The 14,535-nt window shown below is 70.7% G+C and carries 15 protein-coding genes; 5 read left to right on the forward strand and 10 right to left on the reverse strand.

The genetic code is table 11. From position 1 onward, the window contains the following. Positions 1-24 precede the first annotated feature (24 nt). Both IE249_RS17240 and IE249_RS17245 read left to right on the forward strand, forming a co-directional pair. Complete coding sequence (locus IE249_RS17240; protein WP_189705694.1) at positions 25-1,329, forward strand: PTS transporter subunit EIIC; 1,305 nt, start codon at positions 25-27, stop codon at positions 1,327-1,329. A gap of 124 nt (positions 1,330-1,453) precedes the next feature. Further along, entirely contained in the window at positions 1,454-2,707 is a 1,254-nt protein-coding gene (locus IE249_RS17245; protein ID WP_189705695.1) for a PTS transporter subunit EIIC, read from the forward strand. Positions 2,708-2,775: 68 nt separating this feature from the next. Here the strand turns inward: IE249_RS17245 and IE249_RS17250 are convergent, their stop codons facing one another. Next, entirely contained in the window at positions 2,776-3,528 is a 753-nt protein-coding gene (locus IE249_RS17250; protein ID WP_189705696.1) for an MBL fold metallo-hydrolase, read from the reverse strand. 216 nt (positions 3,529-3,744) lie between these two features. On the opposite strand from IE249_RS17250, the gene IE249_RS17255 reads away from it, so the two are divergent. Then, positions 3,745-4,200, forward strand: coding sequence for a type II toxin-antitoxin system PemK/MazF family toxin (locus tag IE249_RS17255; RefSeq protein WP_189705697.1), 456 nt, complete (start codon positions 3,745-3,747; stop codon positions 4,198-4,200). Between the two features lie 12 nt (positions 4,201-4,212). Here IE249_RS17255 and IE249_RS17260 read toward each other — a convergent pair whose 3' ends face one another. The 9 genes from IE249_RS17260 to clpS all read right to left on the reverse strand — a co-directional run bounded on the left by IE249_RS17260 (position 4,213) and on the right by clpS (position 12,301). After that, on the reverse strand, positions 4,213-4,773 hold the full coding sequence (locus tag IE249_RS17260; RefSeq protein ID WP_189705698.1) for a hypothetical protein: 561 nt from the start codon (positions 4,771-4,773) through the stop codon (positions 4,213-4,215). A 159-nt stretch (positions 4,774-4,932) separates the two neighbouring features. Next, positions 4,933-7,002 (reverse strand): putative Ig domain-containing protein, encoded by a 2,070-nt coding sequence (locus IE249_RS17265; RefSeq protein ID WP_189705699.1) that lies wholly within the window; start codon positions 7,000-7,002, stop codon positions 4,933-4,935. Between the two features lie 307 nt (positions 7,003-7,309). Continuing rightward, complete coding sequence (locus tag IE249_RS17270; protein ID WP_189705700.1) at positions 7,310-8,260, reverse strand: PLP-dependent cysteine synthase family protein; 951 nt, start codon at positions 8,258-8,260, stop codon at positions 7,310-7,312. A 6-nt stretch (positions 8,261-8,266) separates the two neighbouring features. Next, the gene (locus tag IE249_RS17275) at positions 8,267-8,611 is read right to left on the reverse strand and encodes a MoaD/ThiS family protein (RefSeq protein ID WP_229858704.1); all 345 of its coding nucleotides are present in this window, start codon (positions 8,609-8,611) and stop codon (positions 8,267-8,269) included. Between the two features lie 121 nt (positions 8,612-8,732). Continuing rightward, on the reverse strand, positions 8,733-8,828 hold the full coding sequence (locus IE249_RS40030; protein WP_373304403.1) for a putative leader peptide: 96 nt from the start codon (positions 8,826-8,828) through the stop codon (positions 8,733-8,735). A 110-nt stretch (positions 8,829-8,938) separates the two neighbouring features. Beyond that, positions 8,939-9,361 carry a M67 family metallopeptidase gene (locus IE249_RS17280; protein ID WP_189705701.1) on the reverse strand — a complete coding sequence of 141 codons (423 nt, stop codon included), beginning with the start codon at positions 9,359-9,361 and terminating at the stop codon, positions 8,939-8,941. 166 nt (positions 9,362-9,527) lie between these two features. Then, on the reverse strand, positions 9,528-10,967 hold the full coding sequence (locus IE249_RS17285) for an amino acid permease (RefSeq protein WP_189705702.1): 1,440 nt from the start codon (positions 10,965-10,967) through the stop codon (positions 9,528-9,530). A 329-nt stretch (positions 10,968-11,296) separates the two neighbouring features. Further along, on the reverse strand, positions 11,297-11,914 hold the full coding sequence (locus IE249_RS17290; RefSeq protein WP_189705703.1) for a DUF2017 domain-containing protein: 618 nt from the start codon (positions 11,912-11,914) through the stop codon (positions 11,297-11,299). Between the two features lie 69 nt (positions 11,915-11,983). Next, positions 11,984-12,301 (reverse strand): ATP-dependent Clp protease adapter ClpS, encoded by a 318-nt coding sequence (gene clpS / locus IE249_RS17295; RefSeq protein WP_189705704.1) that lies wholly within the window; start codon positions 12,299-12,301, stop codon positions 11,984-11,986. 121 nt (positions 12,302-12,422) lie between these two features. Here clpS and IE249_RS17300 point away from each other — a divergent pair, with 121 nt between their 5' ends. Next, positions 12,423-13,769 carry a nicotinate phosphoribosyltransferase gene (locus IE249_RS17300; protein ID WP_189705705.1) on the forward strand — a complete coding sequence of 449 codons (1,347 nt, stop codon included), beginning with the start codon at positions 12,423-12,425 and terminating at the stop codon, positions 13,767-13,769. A 149-nt stretch (positions 13,770-13,918) separates the two neighbouring features. Then, on the forward strand, positions 13,919-14,506 hold the full coding sequence (locus IE249_RS17305) for an isochorismatase family protein (protein ID WP_189705706.1): 588 nt from the start codon (positions 13,919-13,921) through the stop codon (positions 14,504-14,506). The last annotated feature ends 29 nt before the right edge of the window (positions 14,507-14,535 follow it).

The raw sequence follows: 14,535 nt of genomic DNA on the forward strand, positions 1-14,535 counted from the left end.
GCGGACCATGCCGGGGAGGTCGCCATGAGTGCCGACAGCGCCCGGGGCGCCCAGGCCGCCCCCTCCCCCGTGCGCGAGCGCTGGAACTCCCTGTTCCAGGGGTTGCAGAAGATGGGCCGCAGCCTGCAGCTGCCGATCGCCGTGCTGCCGGCCGCCGGCATCCTGAACCGGCTGGGGCAGCCGGACGTCTTCGGCGCGGACGGGCTCGGCTGGATCGGCCTGTCGAAGGTGATGAAGGGCGCGGGCGGCGCCCTGCTCGACAGTTCCCTCGGTCTGCCGCTGCTGTTCTGCGTCGGTGTGGCGATCGGCATGGCGAGGAAGGCCGACGGCTCGACCGCGCTCGCGGCGGTGGCGGGGTTCCTCGTCTACTACAACGTGCTGCGCCAGTTCCCGAGGTGTCCGGGCGGCTCCCAGTTGGTGCCCGACTTCGGCTGCCGGTCGGTGGACGGGAGCCTCACGGCGTTCACGTTCCAGAATCCGGGGGTGTTCGGGGGGATCGTGATGGGTCTGCTGACCGCCTACTTCTGGCAGCGCTTCCACCGCACACGGCTGGTGGACTGGCTGGGCTTCTTCAACGGCCGGCGGCTGGTGCCGATCGTGATGTCGTTCGTGGCGATCGCGTTCGCGGGGTCGTGCCTGTGGGTGTGGCCGCCGGTCGGGCGCGGGCTGGAGAGCTTCAGCGACTGGCTGTACGGGCTGGGCCCGTACGGGGCGGGGATCTTCGGGGTGACGAACCGGGCGCTGCTGGTGGTGGGGTTGCACCAGTTCCTGAACGTGCCGCTGTGGTTCCAGTTCGGCAGTTACACGCAGCCGGACGGGAAGGTGGTGCACGGCGACATCAACATGTTCCTGGCCGGCGATCCGAACGCGGGCCTGTTCACCTCGGGTTTCTTCCCGATCATGATGTTCGCGCTGCCGGCGGCGGCGCTGGCGATCACGCACACCGCCCGGCCCGAGCGCCGCAAGGAGGTGGGCGGGCTGATGCTGTCGGTGGCGCTGACGTCGTTCGTCACGGGGATCACCGAGCCGATCGAGTACTCGTTCATGTTCATCGCGCCCGCGCTGTACGGGGTGCACGCGCTGCTGACGGGGGTGTCGATGGCGGTGACGTGGGCGCTGGGGGTGCACGACGGGTTCAGCTTCTCGGCGGGGCTGATCGACTACGTCATCAACTGGCGCCTGGCGACCCGGCCGTGGGCGATCGTGCCAATCGGTCTGTGCTTCGCCGTCCTCTATTACGTGGTGTTCCGGTTCGCGATCACGAAGTTCCGCCTCAGGACGCCCGGACGGGAGCCCGTCGAGCAGGTCGAGGACACCACCAAGGCGTGATCCGCGACACATACGGAAAGTAGCGGTTTCGTCGCAGGAATCGTGGGTTCCTTACGCCACCTTCATCGTGCTACAACAGGTCTACACCACTGAGTGGTGTAGACCACCACCCGATGGAGGAAGTATGAGCACCGCCACCGAGAAGCCAGCGGCGGCCCCCGCGAAGAAGCGGGGATCAGGCCTGTTCCAGGGCCTGCAGAAGGTAGGCCGAAGCCTCCAGCTCCCGATCGCGGTGCTGCCGGCCGCCGGCATCCTGCTCCGGTTCGGCCAGCAGGACATCCACGACAAGCTGCACCTGCCCGACAAGGTCACGGCGGTCTTCGCCACGGCCGGCGGGGCGATCTTCGACAACCTGCCGCTGCTGTTCTGCATCGGTGTGGCGATCGGCTTCGCCAAGAAGTCCGACGGCTCCACCGCCCTCGCCGGCCTGGTCGGCTTCCTGGTCTACAGCAACGTCCTGAAGGCCTTCCCGGTCACCGAGGCGAAGATCCAGAAGGGCGCGGACATAGCCGCAACCTACAACAATCCCGGTGTCCTCGGCGGCATCGTGATGGGTCTGCTGGCCGCCGTGGTGTGGCAGCGCTACCACCGTACCAAGCTGGTGGACTGGCTCGGCTTCTTCAACGGCCGCCGCCTGGTGCCGATCCTCATGGCCTTCGTCGGCACGGTCATGGGTGTCTTCTTCGGTCTGGTCTGGGAGCCCATCGGTGAGGGCATCTCCAACCTCGGCGAGTGGATCACCGGTCTCGGTGCGGCCGGCGCCGGTCTGTTCGGTCTGGTCAACCGCGCGCTGATCCCGGTCGGCATGCACCAGTTCGTGAACACCGTCTCCTGGTTCCAGATCGGTGACTTCAAGAACGCCGCGGGCGACATCGTGCACGGCGACCTCAACCGCTTCTTCGCCGGCGACCCGACCGCGGGACAGTTCATGTCCGGCTTCTTCCCCATCATGATGTTCGGCCTGCCGGCCGCCGCGATCGCCATCGCGCACTCCGCCCGCCCCGAGCGCCGCAAGGCCGTGATGGGCATGATGGTCTCGGTCGCGCTGACCTCCTTCGTCACCGGCGTGACCGAGCCGATCGAGTTCGCGTTCATGTTCATCGCCCCGGTGCTCTACGCGATCCACGCGGTGCTCACCGCCCTGTCCATGGCGATCACCTGGGCGCTCGGCGTCCACGCGGGCTTCACCTTCTCCGCGGGCGCCATCGACTACGTCCTCAACTGGAACCTGGCCACCAAGCCATGGCTGATCCTCCCCATCGGCCTGGTCTTCGCGGCGGTCTACTACGTGACCTTCCGCTTCGCCATCACCAAGTTCAACCTCCCCACCCCGGGCCGTGAGCCCGAGGAGGAGGTCGAGGACCTCACCAAGGCGTAGGCCCCGCCGACGCCACGAGGCCCCCGGAGCCGTGCGGCTGCGGGGGCCTCGTCGTGCGTGCGGCCGCCTCATATCTCGTACGTCGCTCCGGGCGCCGCCAGGTGCACCGGGCCGGCGTAGACCTCGCGGGCGTCGGCGAGGTTGACCTGGGGGTCGGTCCACGGGGGGATGTGGGTGAGGACCAGGCGGCGGGCGCCGGCGCGGGTGGCGGTCTCGCCGGCCTCGCGGCCGTTGAGGTGGAGGTCGGGGATGTCCTCCTTGCCGTACGTGAAGGCCGCCTCGCACAGGAACAGGTCGGCCTCGCGCGCCAGTTCCTCCAGCGCGTCGCTCGGTCCGGTGTCCCCGGAGTACGTCAGCGTCCGGCCGCCGTGCTCGACGCGGATGCCGTACGCCTCCACGGGGTGGGCCACGCGCTCGGTGTGCACGGTGAAGGGGCCGATCTCGAAGGTGCCCGGCTTGACCGTGTGGAAGTCGAAGACCTCGCTCATCGAGGAGGCGGTGGGGGTGTCCGCGTAGGCCGTGGTGAGGCGGTGCTCGGTGCCCTCGGGGCCGTAGACCGGCAGGGGGCCGGGGCGGCCGCCGTCGAAGCGGTAGTAGCGCGCCACGAAGTAGCCCAGCATGTCGATGCAGTGGTCGGCGTGCAGATGGCTCAGGAAGATCGCGTCGAGGTCGTAGAGACCGCAGTGGCGCTGCAGCTCGCCGAGGGCGCCGTTGCCCAGGTCGAGGAGCAGCCGGAAGCCGTCGGCCTCGACGAGGTAGCTCGAGCAGGCCGATTCCGCGGACGGGAACGACCCCGAGCAGCCGACGACGGTGAGCTTCATAAAGCAGAAACCTCCGCTGGCGGGGAACATCAAAAAGGAAGGTGACGGGGGGCGTGCGGTCCGTCGAGAGTAAGGCGCGAAACCTCCGGTAGCTCCTCCGGCAAGGGCTGTTGTGGGCGAACTCACCTGTGGTGTCACCGGTTCGGCTGGACGTGGGGCGCATGGGGTTCGAGAGAGGGCGCGCGCGGGTTGTCGCGCGCCGGTAACGTCGTCCCTATGGACACGTCCTGGTGGCTGGCGCTCGCGGCGGTGGTGCTGCTCGCGCTCGTCGCCATGCTCGTCGACGGGTGGGGGCGTGGCCGCCGGCCCGCCGGGCGGAGGACGCGTCCGCCGGGGCGTCCGGAGCGCCGGGGCGGTGCGGCACGGCCGCAGCCGGCGGAGATCTGGTGGGCCAACGTGCCCTACGAGGAGGGCCCGGGGTCCAAGGACCGGCCCTGTCTGGTGCTGTCCGTGCGGGGCAAGCGCGCCAGGGTCGCCAAGATCACCAGCAAGTACCACGACGAGCGCGCCGGGGTGATCCCGCTGCCGCCCGGCTCGGTGGGGGACGCGCAGGGGCGGACGAGCTTCCTGGAAACCGACGAGGTGCGCGAGGTGCCGGTGTGGGACTTCCGGCGCCGGGTGGGGGTCGTGGACCCGGTCCTGTGGGACCAGGTGCGCTACCTGGCCGGCTGAGTCCCGCGGTGCTCATGGCGCGGTCACCCGTACCGTGACCGACCACTCCTGGACGCCCTTGCACGACACCTGGCCCGGGTGGGTCGCGCACAGCGGGCGGGAGGAGGTCAGGCGGGCGGTGCCGGGGGCGACCGCGTCGAAGGCGGCGACGGCGTCGCCGGGCTGGATGACGAAACCGGGGTTGGCGGCCTTGAGCGCGGTGCCGGTCGCCTTGACCGGTGTCCAGGGGCGGTCCTTGGTGCCGTCCAGGGTGAGCCGGAGCTGTCCGCCCGCGGTGAGGCACACGGTGCGGCCGGAGTCGGCGGCGGTGAGTTCGGACTGGCCGGTGCAGCCGGACGGGGTCGCGGGCCGGGAGGCCGAGGCGGAGTCGGAGGGCGTCACCGAAGGCGGCACGGAACCGGACGCCGACGGGGTCGGGGAGGCGGAAGTGGAGGAGGAGCCGCCGGCCGGTGCGGACGCCGTCGCGCTGCCCGCCGAGCCCTTGCCGTCGTTCTGCGCCCCGCAGCCGGCGAGGAGCAGGGTCGTCGCCGCCGCGGCGGCGACGGTGATGCGGTGGGGCGTCGTACGGCGCATGGGGCGGCCGCCTTTCTGCTCGTTCGTTCCGGATACCCAGTGCCTCGGTGCCGATGTGACGTTCCTCCAGCACATCAGGATCCCTTCCCCCACGCACGCCGGGGCCCCGGCCGGTCCGCGGCCGGGGCCCCTCAGACGGATCAGAGGTCGGTCAGCCGGTCAGCCGGTCGTCAGCGCCGTGTCGTCGACGACGAAGCTGGTCTGCAGCGAGGAGTCCTCGACGCCGTTGAACTTCAGCGTGACCGTGGAGCCGGCCAGCGAGGACAGGTCGAAGGACTTCTGCGCGTAGCCCGAGGCGGCGTTGAGGTTGGAGTACGTCGCCAGGGTCTTGGAGCCGGCGGTCACCGTCAGCTTGTCGTACTGCGTGCTGCCGGTGGTCTCGGCGGTGTCGACGTGCAGGTAGAAGGTGAGCGTGGCCTTGCAGCCCGAGGGGATGGTCACCGACTGGGACAGGGTGTCGGTGTGGCTGGAGCCGTAGCCGTCGAGCCAGGCCTTGTAGGACCCGCTGTGGGCGGCCTCACCGCTGTCGTTGGTGATGACTCCGCTGGAGGCGGTCCAGGTGGTGTTGCCGGACTCGAAGCCGGCGTTGCCGAGGAGCTGGGCCCCGCTGCAGTTGCCGCCGGAGGTGCTGACGGTCCAGGTGAAGGAGGTGGAGCCGGAGGCGCCGGTGGAGTCCTTGGCGGTGACGGTCACCTGGTAGGTGCCGGCGGTGCTCGCCGTGCCGGAGATCACGCCGGTCGAGCTGTTGATGGACAGGCCGGTGGGCAGGCCGGTCGCGCTGTAGGTGAGGGAGGCGCCCGCGCTGTCGGAGGCCTGGATCTGCAGGCTCGCCGAGCCGCCGGTGGCGGTGGACTGGCTGCCGGGGTTGGTGACGGTCACCGTGTTGCCGGTGCTGGTGCCGGCGGTGAAGGCGGTGGTGCCGTTGGGGGTGCCCCAGCCGGTCGGGCCGTCGTAGCCGGTGCGGGCGGTGCAGAAGTACGAGGTCGAGCAGGAGCCGTTGGAGCCGCTGGTGACGTCGTACAGGTTGCCCGTGTGGGAGTAGGGGTACTTCGCCGGGTAGTCGCCCGAGCCCGGGGTGCCCGCGAGGGCGTAGACGCCGGCGACGATCGGGGCGGAGGCGCTGGTGCCGCCGTAGACCGCCCAGCCGGAGCCGCCGTAGGTGTCGTAGACGGCCACGCCGGTGGCCGGGTCGGCGACCGCGGAGACGTCGGCCTCCATGCGCTTGGAGCAGCCGGTGTCGGTCTGCCAGGTCGGCTTCGGGTCGTAGGCGGAGCAGCCGGAGCCGGTGCCCTCGGAGGAGCTGGTGTTCCACACCGACTCGCTCCAGCCGCGGGAGTTGGAGGCGGTGGTGAGCGCGGTGCCGCCGACGGCGGTCACGTACTGGGAGGTCGCCGGGTACTCGGCGCCGTAGCCGGAGTCGCCCGCGGAGACGGTGATGGCGACGCCGGGGTGCTTGAAGTACTGCGAGTCCTCGCTGGTCTGGGCGGAGGACTCGGAGCCGCCCCAGCTGTTGGAGACGACCTTGGCGCCGAGGGTGACGGCCTCGTTCTCGGCGATGCCGAGGTCGGTGTCGTTGGCGGAGTCGGCCTCGACCAGGACGATGGAGCAGTTGGGACAGACGGCGCTGACCATGTCGAGGTCGAGTGCCTCCTCGCCGGCCCAGCCGCTGTCGTTGGTGGGCAGCGAGGTGGTGGAGCCGGTCTGGCTGACCTGCTTGAAGCAGCCGTTGGCCTTGGTGCACGCCGACAGGCCGTACGTCGAGCGGTAAGTGGCGAGGTCCGACTCGGCGTTGGGGTCGTTGTAGGCGTCGACGACGGCGACGGTCAGGCCGGAGCCGCCGGAGGTGGGCAGGTTGTAGGCGCTGTGCAGGTTGGCCGGGCTGAGGCCGGAGGGCGCCGCGGCGGCGAGCGCCGAGGCGAGGCGCTGCTTGATGTCGGTGCGGCGCTGGGCGAAGCAGGAGGCGTGGCCGGGGCGGGCGGTGGCGCACAGGTGCTGGGTGGGCACCTTCTGGCCGGCCTTGCCGGTGCTGTGGAAGGTCTGCCGCTTCGGGTCGGTGAGGGCCTTGGCGTTCTGGGTGGCCTTGGAGGTGTGCGGGTGCGCGGTGGCGGACTGGGCGCCGGCCGTGGGGGCCGCCACGAGTCCTGCGACGGTGAGGGCGAGCGAGGGGAGGGCGATGGAGAGGAGTCTTCTCAGACCCCGTCTGCGCCCGCTCGGGCGTGACTCACGCATGGGGAACTGCCTCCGGTTGTGAAGTGGGGATTCGCACTGGATTGGCAGGCCCGTGACGCGCGTAGCGGCGGCAGAACCGCGCAGTCATGAGCATGACACTCACAGACACCCGGCCTGTCGCTGATCGTGACATGACAGGGTGCGGGAGGACCGTAGTCCCGCCCCGATCCGGCCGGCAGAGCCGGTCGCAATTCTTTGCCCGGCCGTAGGAATGACTTAGCCCCCTCATAGGAGGGGGCTGACGCGGGCTTGAGGAGGGCGGGGCCGTGCCCCGCGCCGGGCGGAGGCCCTGGCCCCGGGCGGAGCCCTACGCCCAGAGCTGGCCCTGGAGCGTGTCGATGGCCTCTTCCGTGGTGGCCGCCGTGTAGACGCCGGTGGAGAGGTACTTCCAGCCGCCGTCGGCGACGATGAACACGATGTCGGCGCTCTGCCCGGCCTTCACCGCCTTCTTGCCCACGCCGATCGCGGCGTGCAGCGCGGCGCCGGTCGAGACGCCCGCGAAGATGCCCTCCTGCTGCAGGAGTTCACGGGTGCGGGTGACCGCGTCGGCGGAGCCGACCGAGAAGCGGGTGGTCAGCACGGAGGCGTCGTAGAGCTCGGGGACGAAGCCCTCGTCGAGGTTGCGCAGCCCGTACACCAGGTCGTCGTAGCGCGGCTCGGCGGCGACGATCTGGACCTTTGGCCGGTGCTCGCGCAGATAGCGGCCGACGCCCATCAGAGTGCCGGTGGTGCCGAGGCCCGCGACGAAGTGCGTGATCGAGGGCAGGTCGGCGAGGATCTCGGGGCCGGTGGTGGCGTAGTGGGCGCCCGCGTTGTCCGGGTTGCCGTACTGGTAGAGCATCACCCAGTCCGGGTGCTCGGCGGCCAGCTCCTTGGCGACCCGCACGGCGGTGTTGGAGCCGCCCGCGGCCGGGGAGGAGATGATCTCCGCGCCCCACATGCCGAGCAGGTCCCGGCGCTCGGAGGAGGTGTTCTCGGGCATCACGCACACCATGCGGTAGCCCTTGAGCTTGGCGGCCATGGCCAGCGAGATCCCGGTGTTGCCGGAGGTGGGCTCGAGGATGGTGCAGCCCGGGGTGAGCCGGCCGTCCTTCTCCGCCTGCTCGATCATGTGCAGGGCGGGGCGGTCCTTGACCGAGCCGGTCGGGTTGCGGTCCTCCAGCTTCGCCCAGATCCGGACGTCGGGGGACGGCGACAGCCGCGGCAGGCGCACCAGAGGGGTGTTGCCGACCGCGGCCAGCGGGGAGTCGTAGCGCATCGCTGCTCAGCGGCCGATCCGCGCATGCCCGCCCGTCATCCGGCCGCCGTCCCGGCCGGACGCGGCTGACGCCGCGGCGGAACCTCCGGCGACGGCCGGCAGGATCGTCACGTTGTCGCCGTCGGCGAGCTTGGTGGAGATGCCGTCCAGGAAGCGCACGTCCTCGTCGTTCAGGTACACGTTGACGAAGCGGCGCAGCTTGTCGCCGTCCACGATGCGGGCCTGGATGCCCGGGTGCCGGGACTCGAGGTCGGCGAAGAGCTCGGTGAGGGTCTCCCCGGCGCCCTCCACCGCCTTCTGGCCGTCGGTGTACGTGCGGAGGATGGTCGGGATGCGGACCTCGATGGCCATGGCTTCAGGGCTCCTGTCGGGAAGAGTCAGGTCGGTGGGCGCGGCGGCGGGCGACGCGGGCGTCTCGTGTACGCGGTGGGGGCGCCGCCGGCTCACGGCCGTACGGCGGCAGGGGAGGGCGTCAACAGATGGCGCTGGCCAGCCTGCACAGGTCGACGTGCAGCCGCGCCACGAGCAGCATGCCCGGCGTCTTGTCGCTCACGTCGTGGATAACCATGGGCTCATCGTATCGATTCCCGCCCCGCGAACCGGAGTGTCGTTCCACACCTCGGACCGGTCCCATCCACCAGCTGAGATCAGCCTGAACGGTCCGACATCGGTCCGGGATCAGTACGCCTCGACGATCCGGACCTCCTCCTCCGTGACCTCGCCCTCCAGGATCCGGAACGAGCGGAACTGGAACTCCCCGGCCCCGTCGGCGTCCGCCGTGGAGACGAGCACGTAGTGGGCGCCGGGCTCGTTGGCGTAGGAGATGTCGGTGCGGGAGGGATAGGCCTCGGTGGCCGTGTGGGAGTGGTAGACGATCACCGGCTCCTCGTCGCGGTCGTCCATCTCGCGGTACAGCTTCAGCAGGTCCTGCGAGTCGAACTCGTAGAAGGTGGGCGAGCGGGCCGCGTTCAGCATGGGGATGAACCGCTCGGGCCGGCCGGAGCCGGCCGGGCCGGCGACGACCCCGCAGGCCTCGTCGGGGTGGTCGGCGCGGGCGTGGGCGACGATCTGGTCGTGGAGCGACTGGGTGATGGTCAGCATGCCCGCAAGGATAGGAGAGGGGCCGTTCCGTACCGGGGAGTGGTACGGAACGGCCCACATGACGGACGTCCTGAGCGGCTGCCGGAGCGGTTTCCACGAGTATCCGCTCCGGCGGGACGTCCGGCCCTTGGGTGGAAGGCGCCCCGCGGGGACGCCCTCCGGGCGGTCAGCCGACCTTCTCGAGCTCCGGCTCGCGGCGCTCGGCGACCTGCGGGTTGCGCGCCTTGAGGACCGCCCAGCCGACGGCCAGGGCGGCGGCCCACACCGCCATCACGTACAGGCAGACCCGGGAGTCGGCGTCGTAGGCGATCAGGCCGGTGACGAAGAGCAGGAAGGCGATCGCCACGTACGAGCACTTCGCGCCGCCCGGCGCCGGGAAGGCGGAGGCGGGCAGCCGGCCCGCGACCACGGCCCTGCGGTACAGCACATGGCTGACCAGGATCATCAGCCAGGTCCAGATGCCGGCCGCGGTGGCGACGGAGGTGACGTAGCCGAAGGCCTTCTCCGGGACGACGTAGTTGAGTACGACGCCGATGCCCATGAAGGCGACGGAGACGGTGATGCCGAGCGCCGGGGTCTTGGAGGCCGACAGACGGCTGAAGCCGCGGGGCGCCTCGCCGTTGTCGGCGAGGGTGCGCAGCATGCGGCCGGTGGAGTACATGCCCGAGTTGCAGGAGGACAGGGCCGCGGTGAGCACCACGAAGTTGACGATGCCGGCGCCGGCGGGGATGCCGATGACCGCGAAGGCCTTCACGAAGGGGCTCACGCCCGCCGCGAACTCGGTCCACTTCACCACGCACAGGATGATGGTGAGGGCGCCGACGTAGAACAGGGCGATGCGCCAGGGCAGGGTGTTGATCGCCTTGGGGAGGGTCTTCTCCGGGTTCTCCGACTCACCGGCGGTGACGCCGACCAGCTCGACGGCGAGGTAGGCGAACATCACGCCCTGCAGGGTCATCAGGGACGAGCCGATGCCCTTGGGGAAGAAGCCGTCGAACTGCCAGAGGTTGGAGACCGTGGCGGTGTCGCCCGCCTGGCTGAAGCCGAAGGTGAGCACGCCCAGGCCGATGACGATCATGCCGATGAGCGCGGTGACCTTGACCATCGAGAACCAGAACTCCAGCTCGCCGAAGAGCTTGACGGAGATCAGGTTGACGCCGAAGAGGATCACCAGGAAGACCAGCGCCGTGACCCACTGCGGGACGGCCGGGAACCAGTAGTTGACGTAGATGGCGGCGGCCGTGAGCTCGGCCATGCCGGTGACCACCCACATCAGCCAGTACGTCCAGCCGGTGAAGTAGCCGAAGAACGGGCCGAGGAACTCACGGGAGTACTCCGCGAAGGAACCCGAGACCGGGCGGTAGAGCAGCAGTTCGCCGAGCGCCCGCATGATGAAGAAGATGATCAGGCCGGCCAGGGCGTACATGAGGATGAGGCTGGGACCGGCCTTGGCGATGTTCGCCCCGGCTCCCAGGAAGAGGCCGACACCGATCGCGCCGCCGATCGCGATCATCTGGACCTGTCGGCTGCCGAGCCCTCGCTCATAACCCTCTTCGGGGGCTTCGGTGCCCTGCGAAGGGGTGTTCTCGACCTTCGAGGAGGTCATGTGCTGTGCGCCTTTCTCCATGCCGACCCGGGCCGCTCGTCGGCCCCGGATCGGGTTTCGATCCCCCCGGATTGATGGAGTTGGTGCCTGGCCGGCGGTTGCCGGCTCGGTGGCGCACCCGGACGGACAGGGGTGGCGTCCGGCGGGCGGTCGTGAAGATTTATCACGCCCGCAACACTGATCGCCGGGGTCACTTGTGGCGCAAGACACAGGAAGAAGCGGACAAAGTGCGCCCGAAGGGTGCACAACCGGCCGCTTCGGTGACGCTATCGTTATCCGGATTTGAGCGTCCGCTGAGCGAACGCGAAATCCACACAAACGTGGACGCGTCAGGGCATGAGTGTGGAGACGAGCGTCTCCTGGAGCCCGCCCAGCCAGAGGTACGCCATCACCATCGGCTTGCGCGGGTCCTCGTCCGGGAGCCCGTAGAGGCTGTCGGCGTCGTCCTCGTCGGTGATCTCCAGCCGGGAGCCGATGGCCAGGCGAAGGTCGTTGAGCGCGCCGAGCCAGTGCCGCGACTCCTCCGGCGACAGCTTCAGCACCGCCCCGCCCTCGCCGGCCGACGCCGCCGCGAGCGCGTTGAGCGAGCGGATGACCGCGAGGGCGTTCTCCCGCTTGCCGGCCCGCAGGTCGTTCTCGGTGAAGCGGCGGAACTCCGCCGAGTGCGCGCGCCGCTCGTCCGCCTCCGCCTCGTCGGCCGGGGGCCGGGCGGGGTCGCTGTAGGCGTCCGGGAAGAGCCTTCTGAGCACCGGGTCGGAGGGCGGCTCGCTCGGGCCCTCGGCGAAGAGTTCGGCCAGCGGGTCGCCGGCGCCCGGGGCGTCCTCGGCGGGCCCGGGACCGATCAGCTCCAGGAGCTGCACCGCCAGCGAGCGGATGATGGAGATCTCTACGTCGTCGAGGGCGACGGCCGCGCCGCCGCCGGGGAGCGGTTCGAAGGTTCCTGGCATGGAGGGGGTTCGCTGCTTCCGGGTCCGGGCTGTCTGCGGGCTGCGGTCTTCGTCCGTGGGCGGTCCGGACTACTTGCGGTCCTGCTGGAGGGTGGCCCACAGACCGTAGCCGTGCATGGCCTGCACATCCCGTTCCATCTCCTCGCGCGTCCCGCTGGAGACGACCGCCCGCCCCTTGTGGTGGACGTCGAGCATGAGCTTGGTGGCCTTGTCCTTGGGGTAGCCGAAGTACGTCTGGAAGACGTACGTCACATAGCTCATGAGGTTCACGGGGTCGTTGTGGACGATCGTCACCCAGGGGACGTCGGGCTCCGGTACGGCGAAGACCTCCTCCGCCTGCTCGGTCTTCTCGATCTCGATGGGTGCGGCTGCCGTCACACGGCCCATGCTGCCACCACAGGGGGGTGGGAGCACAAACGGGCGGGCGCGCACCCGCGTGGCGGTGCCGTGCGACGCCCCGTGGCCCCTAAATCGTCAGACTGACGAAATGGGAGTACGATTCCTCGCCATGAATACAGCGGACCTTCGGCTGCCGGTGGACGTTCCCTCCACCGCGCTCTTCACCGACCACTACGAGCTGACGATGCTCCAGGCCGCGCTGAAGGCAGGGACCGCCGACCGGCGCAGTGTCTTCGAGGTCTTCACCCGCCGCCTGCCGGACGGCCGCCGCTACGGCGTGGTGGCCGGGACCGGGCGGGTGCTGGACGCGGTGGAGAACTTCCGCTTCGACGAGGACGTGCTGCGCTTCCTGCGCGAACGCGGCGTCGCAGACGACGCCACCCTCCAGTGGCTCGCGGACTACCGGTTCAGCGGGGACATCTGGGGCTACCCCGAGGGCGAGGTCTACTTCCCCGGCTCGCCCGTCATGCGGGTCGAGGGGTCCTTCGGCGAGTGCGTGCTGCTGGAGACCGTGATCCTGTCGATCCTCAACCACGACTCGGCGATCGCGGCCGCCGCCTCCCGGATGTCCTCGGCGGCGGGCGGCCGGCCGCTGATCGAGATGGGGGCCCGCCGTACCCACGAGCTGGCCGCCGTCGCCGCCGCCCGCGCCGCCTACATCGGCGGCTTCGCCACCACCTCGGACCTGGCCGCCGGCTTCCGCTACAACATCCCGACCGTGGGCACCTCCGCGCACGCCTTCACCCTGCTGCACGACCGGGAGCGGGACGCCTTCCAGGCGCAGGTCGACTCCCTCGGCCGGGACACCACGCTGCTGGTGGACACCTACGACGTCGCAGAGGCGGTGCGCACCGCCGTCGAGGTCGCCGGGCCCGGCCTCGGCGCCGTGCGCATCGACTCCGGGGACCTGCTGCTGGTCGCGCACCGGGTGCGGCAGCAGCTCGACGAGCTGGGCGCCCGCGACACGAAGATCGTGGTCACCTCCGACCTCGACGAGTACGCCATCGCCTCGCTCGCCGCAGCGCCCGTGGACGCCTACGGCGTGGGCACCCAGCTGGTCACCGGCTCCGGCCACCCGACGGCCTCCATGGTCTACAAGCTGGTCGCGCGCGCCGAGGGCGCCGGGCCGGACGCGCCGCTGAAGCCGGTGGCGAAGAAGTCCAGCGGCGGCAAGACCTCCGTGGGCGGCCGCAAGTGGGCGGCCCGCCGGCTGGACGCGGACGGGGTGGCCGAGGCCGAGGTCGTGGGCACCGGTCCGGTGCCGGCCGAGCTGGCGGACCGGCAGCTGCTGGTCCAGCTGGTCAAGGGCGGCGAGGTCGTCGCCCGCGAGCCGCTGGACGTCGTACGGGACCGGCACGCGGCCGCCCGCGCGGGTCTGCCGCTGTCGGCGACCCAGCTCTCGCGCGGGGAAGCGGTCCTCCCGACGGAGTACGTGCACGGCGCCTCGGGTAGCTAAAGCTGGTGTCCCCCGCTCGCCCGCTCCCCCACGACGGCGCCGAAAGTCCCCTCCCCCGCGGCCGGCGAAGTCCCTAGGCTCGTAGGTTCACCGACCGGGCCCCGTATCCCCTGCCTCCCCTCCGATCCGACAGCCGAAGGACACCGACCATGCGCCGCGCCTTGATCGTCGTAGACGTGCAGAACGACTTCTGCGAGGGGGGCAGCCTCGCGGTCGCGGGCGGTGCCGACGTGGCCGCCGCGATCACCGAGCTGATCGGGCAGGCGCCCGCCGGCTACCGGCACGTGGTGGCCACGCGCGACCACCACATCGCCCCCGGCGGCCACTTCGCCGACGACCCCGACTACGTACGCTCCTGGCCCGCGCACTGCGTGGCGGGCACCGAGGGCGTGGGCTTCCACCCGAACTTCGCCCCGGCCGTGGCCTCCGGCGCGGTCGACGCCGTGTTCGACAAGGGCGCCTACTCGGCGGCCTACAGCGGCTTCGAGGGCACCGACGAGAACGGCGTGTCCCTGGCCGACTGGCTCAGGGCCCGCGAGGTCGACGAGGTGGACGTGGTGGGCATCGCCACCGACCACTGCGTGCGCGCCACCGCCCTGGACTCCGCCAAGGAGGGCTTCCGCACCCAGGTGCTGCTGGACCTGACCGCCGGGGTGGCCGCGGAGACCACCGAGCGGGCCCTGGAGGAGCTGCGCCAGGCGGGCGTGGAGCTCACGGGCAAGCCCGTGGTGGCGTAGGTGCCGTTGCCGCCCGGCCCACGCCGTCA

The sequence above is a fragment of the Streptomyces anandii JCM 4720 genome (assembly GCF_014650655.1).
GTDB classification, from domain to species: domain Bacteria; phylum Actinomycetota; class Actinomycetes; order Streptomycetales; family Streptomycetaceae; genus Streptomyces; species Streptomyces anandii.

Excerpts from the sequence above, each read along its gene's own strand:
- IE249_RS17270 (WP_189705700.1), bottom strand. The coding sequence starts at position 8,260 with ATGCGCTACGACTCCCCGCTGGCCGCGGTCGGCAACACCCCTCTGGTG.
- IE249_RS17280 (WP_189705701.1), bottom strand. The coding sequence starts at position 9,361 with ATGCTGACCATCACCCAGTCGCTCCACGACCAGATCGTCGCCCACGCC.
- IE249_RS17300 (WP_189705705.1), top strand. The coding sequence starts at position 12,423 with ATGAATACAGCGGACCTTCGGCTGCCGGTGGACGTTCCCTCCACCGCG.
- IE249_RS17275 (WP_229858704.1), bottom strand. The coding sequence starts at position 8,611 with ATGGCCATCGAGGTCCGCATCCCGACCATCCTCCGCACGTACACCGAC.
- clpS (WP_189705704.1), bottom strand. The coding sequence starts at position 12,301 with ATGGGCCGTGTGACGGCAGCCGCACCCATCGAGATCGAGAAGACCGAG.
- IE249_RS17260 (WP_189705698.1), bottom strand. The coding sequence starts at position 4,773 with ATGCGCCGTACGACGCCCCACCGCATCACCGTCGCCGCCGCGGCGGCG.
- IE249_RS17250 (WP_189705696.1), bottom strand. The coding sequence starts at position 3,528 with ATGAAGCTCACCGTCGTCGGCTGCTCGGGGTCGTTCCCGTCCGCGGAA.
- IE249_RS17305 (WP_189705706.1), top strand. The coding sequence starts at position 13,919 with ATGCGCCGCGCCTTGATCGTCGTAGACGTGCAGAACGACTTCTGCGAG.
- IE249_RS17285 (WP_189705702.1), bottom strand. The coding sequence starts at position 10,967 with ATGACCTCCTCGAAGGTCGAGAACACCCCTTCGCAGGGCACCGAAGCC.
- IE249_RS17265 (WP_189705699.1), bottom strand. The coding sequence starts at position 7,002 with ATGCGTGAGTCACGCCCGAGCGGGCGCAGACGGGGTCTGAGAAGACTC.
- IE249_RS17290 (WP_189705703.1), bottom strand. The coding sequence starts at position 11,914 with ATGCCAGGAACCTTCGAACCGCTCCCCGGCGGCGGCGCGGCCGTCGCC.
- IE249_RS40030 (WP_373304403.1), bottom strand. The coding sequence starts at position 8,828 with ATGGTTATCCACGACGTGAGCGACAAGACGCCGGGCATGCTGCTCGTG.
- IE249_RS17240 (WP_189705694.1), top strand. The coding sequence starts at position 25 with ATGAGTGCCGACAGCGCCCGGGGCGCCCAGGCCGCCCCCTCCCCCGTG.
- IE249_RS17255 (WP_189705697.1), top strand. The coding sequence starts at position 3,745 with ATGGACACGTCCTGGTGGCTGGCGCTCGCGGCGGTGGTGCTGCTCGCG.
- IE249_RS17245 (WP_189705695.1), top strand. The coding sequence starts at position 1,454 with ATGAGCACCGCCACCGAGAAGCCAGCGGCGGCCCCCGCGAAGAAGCGG.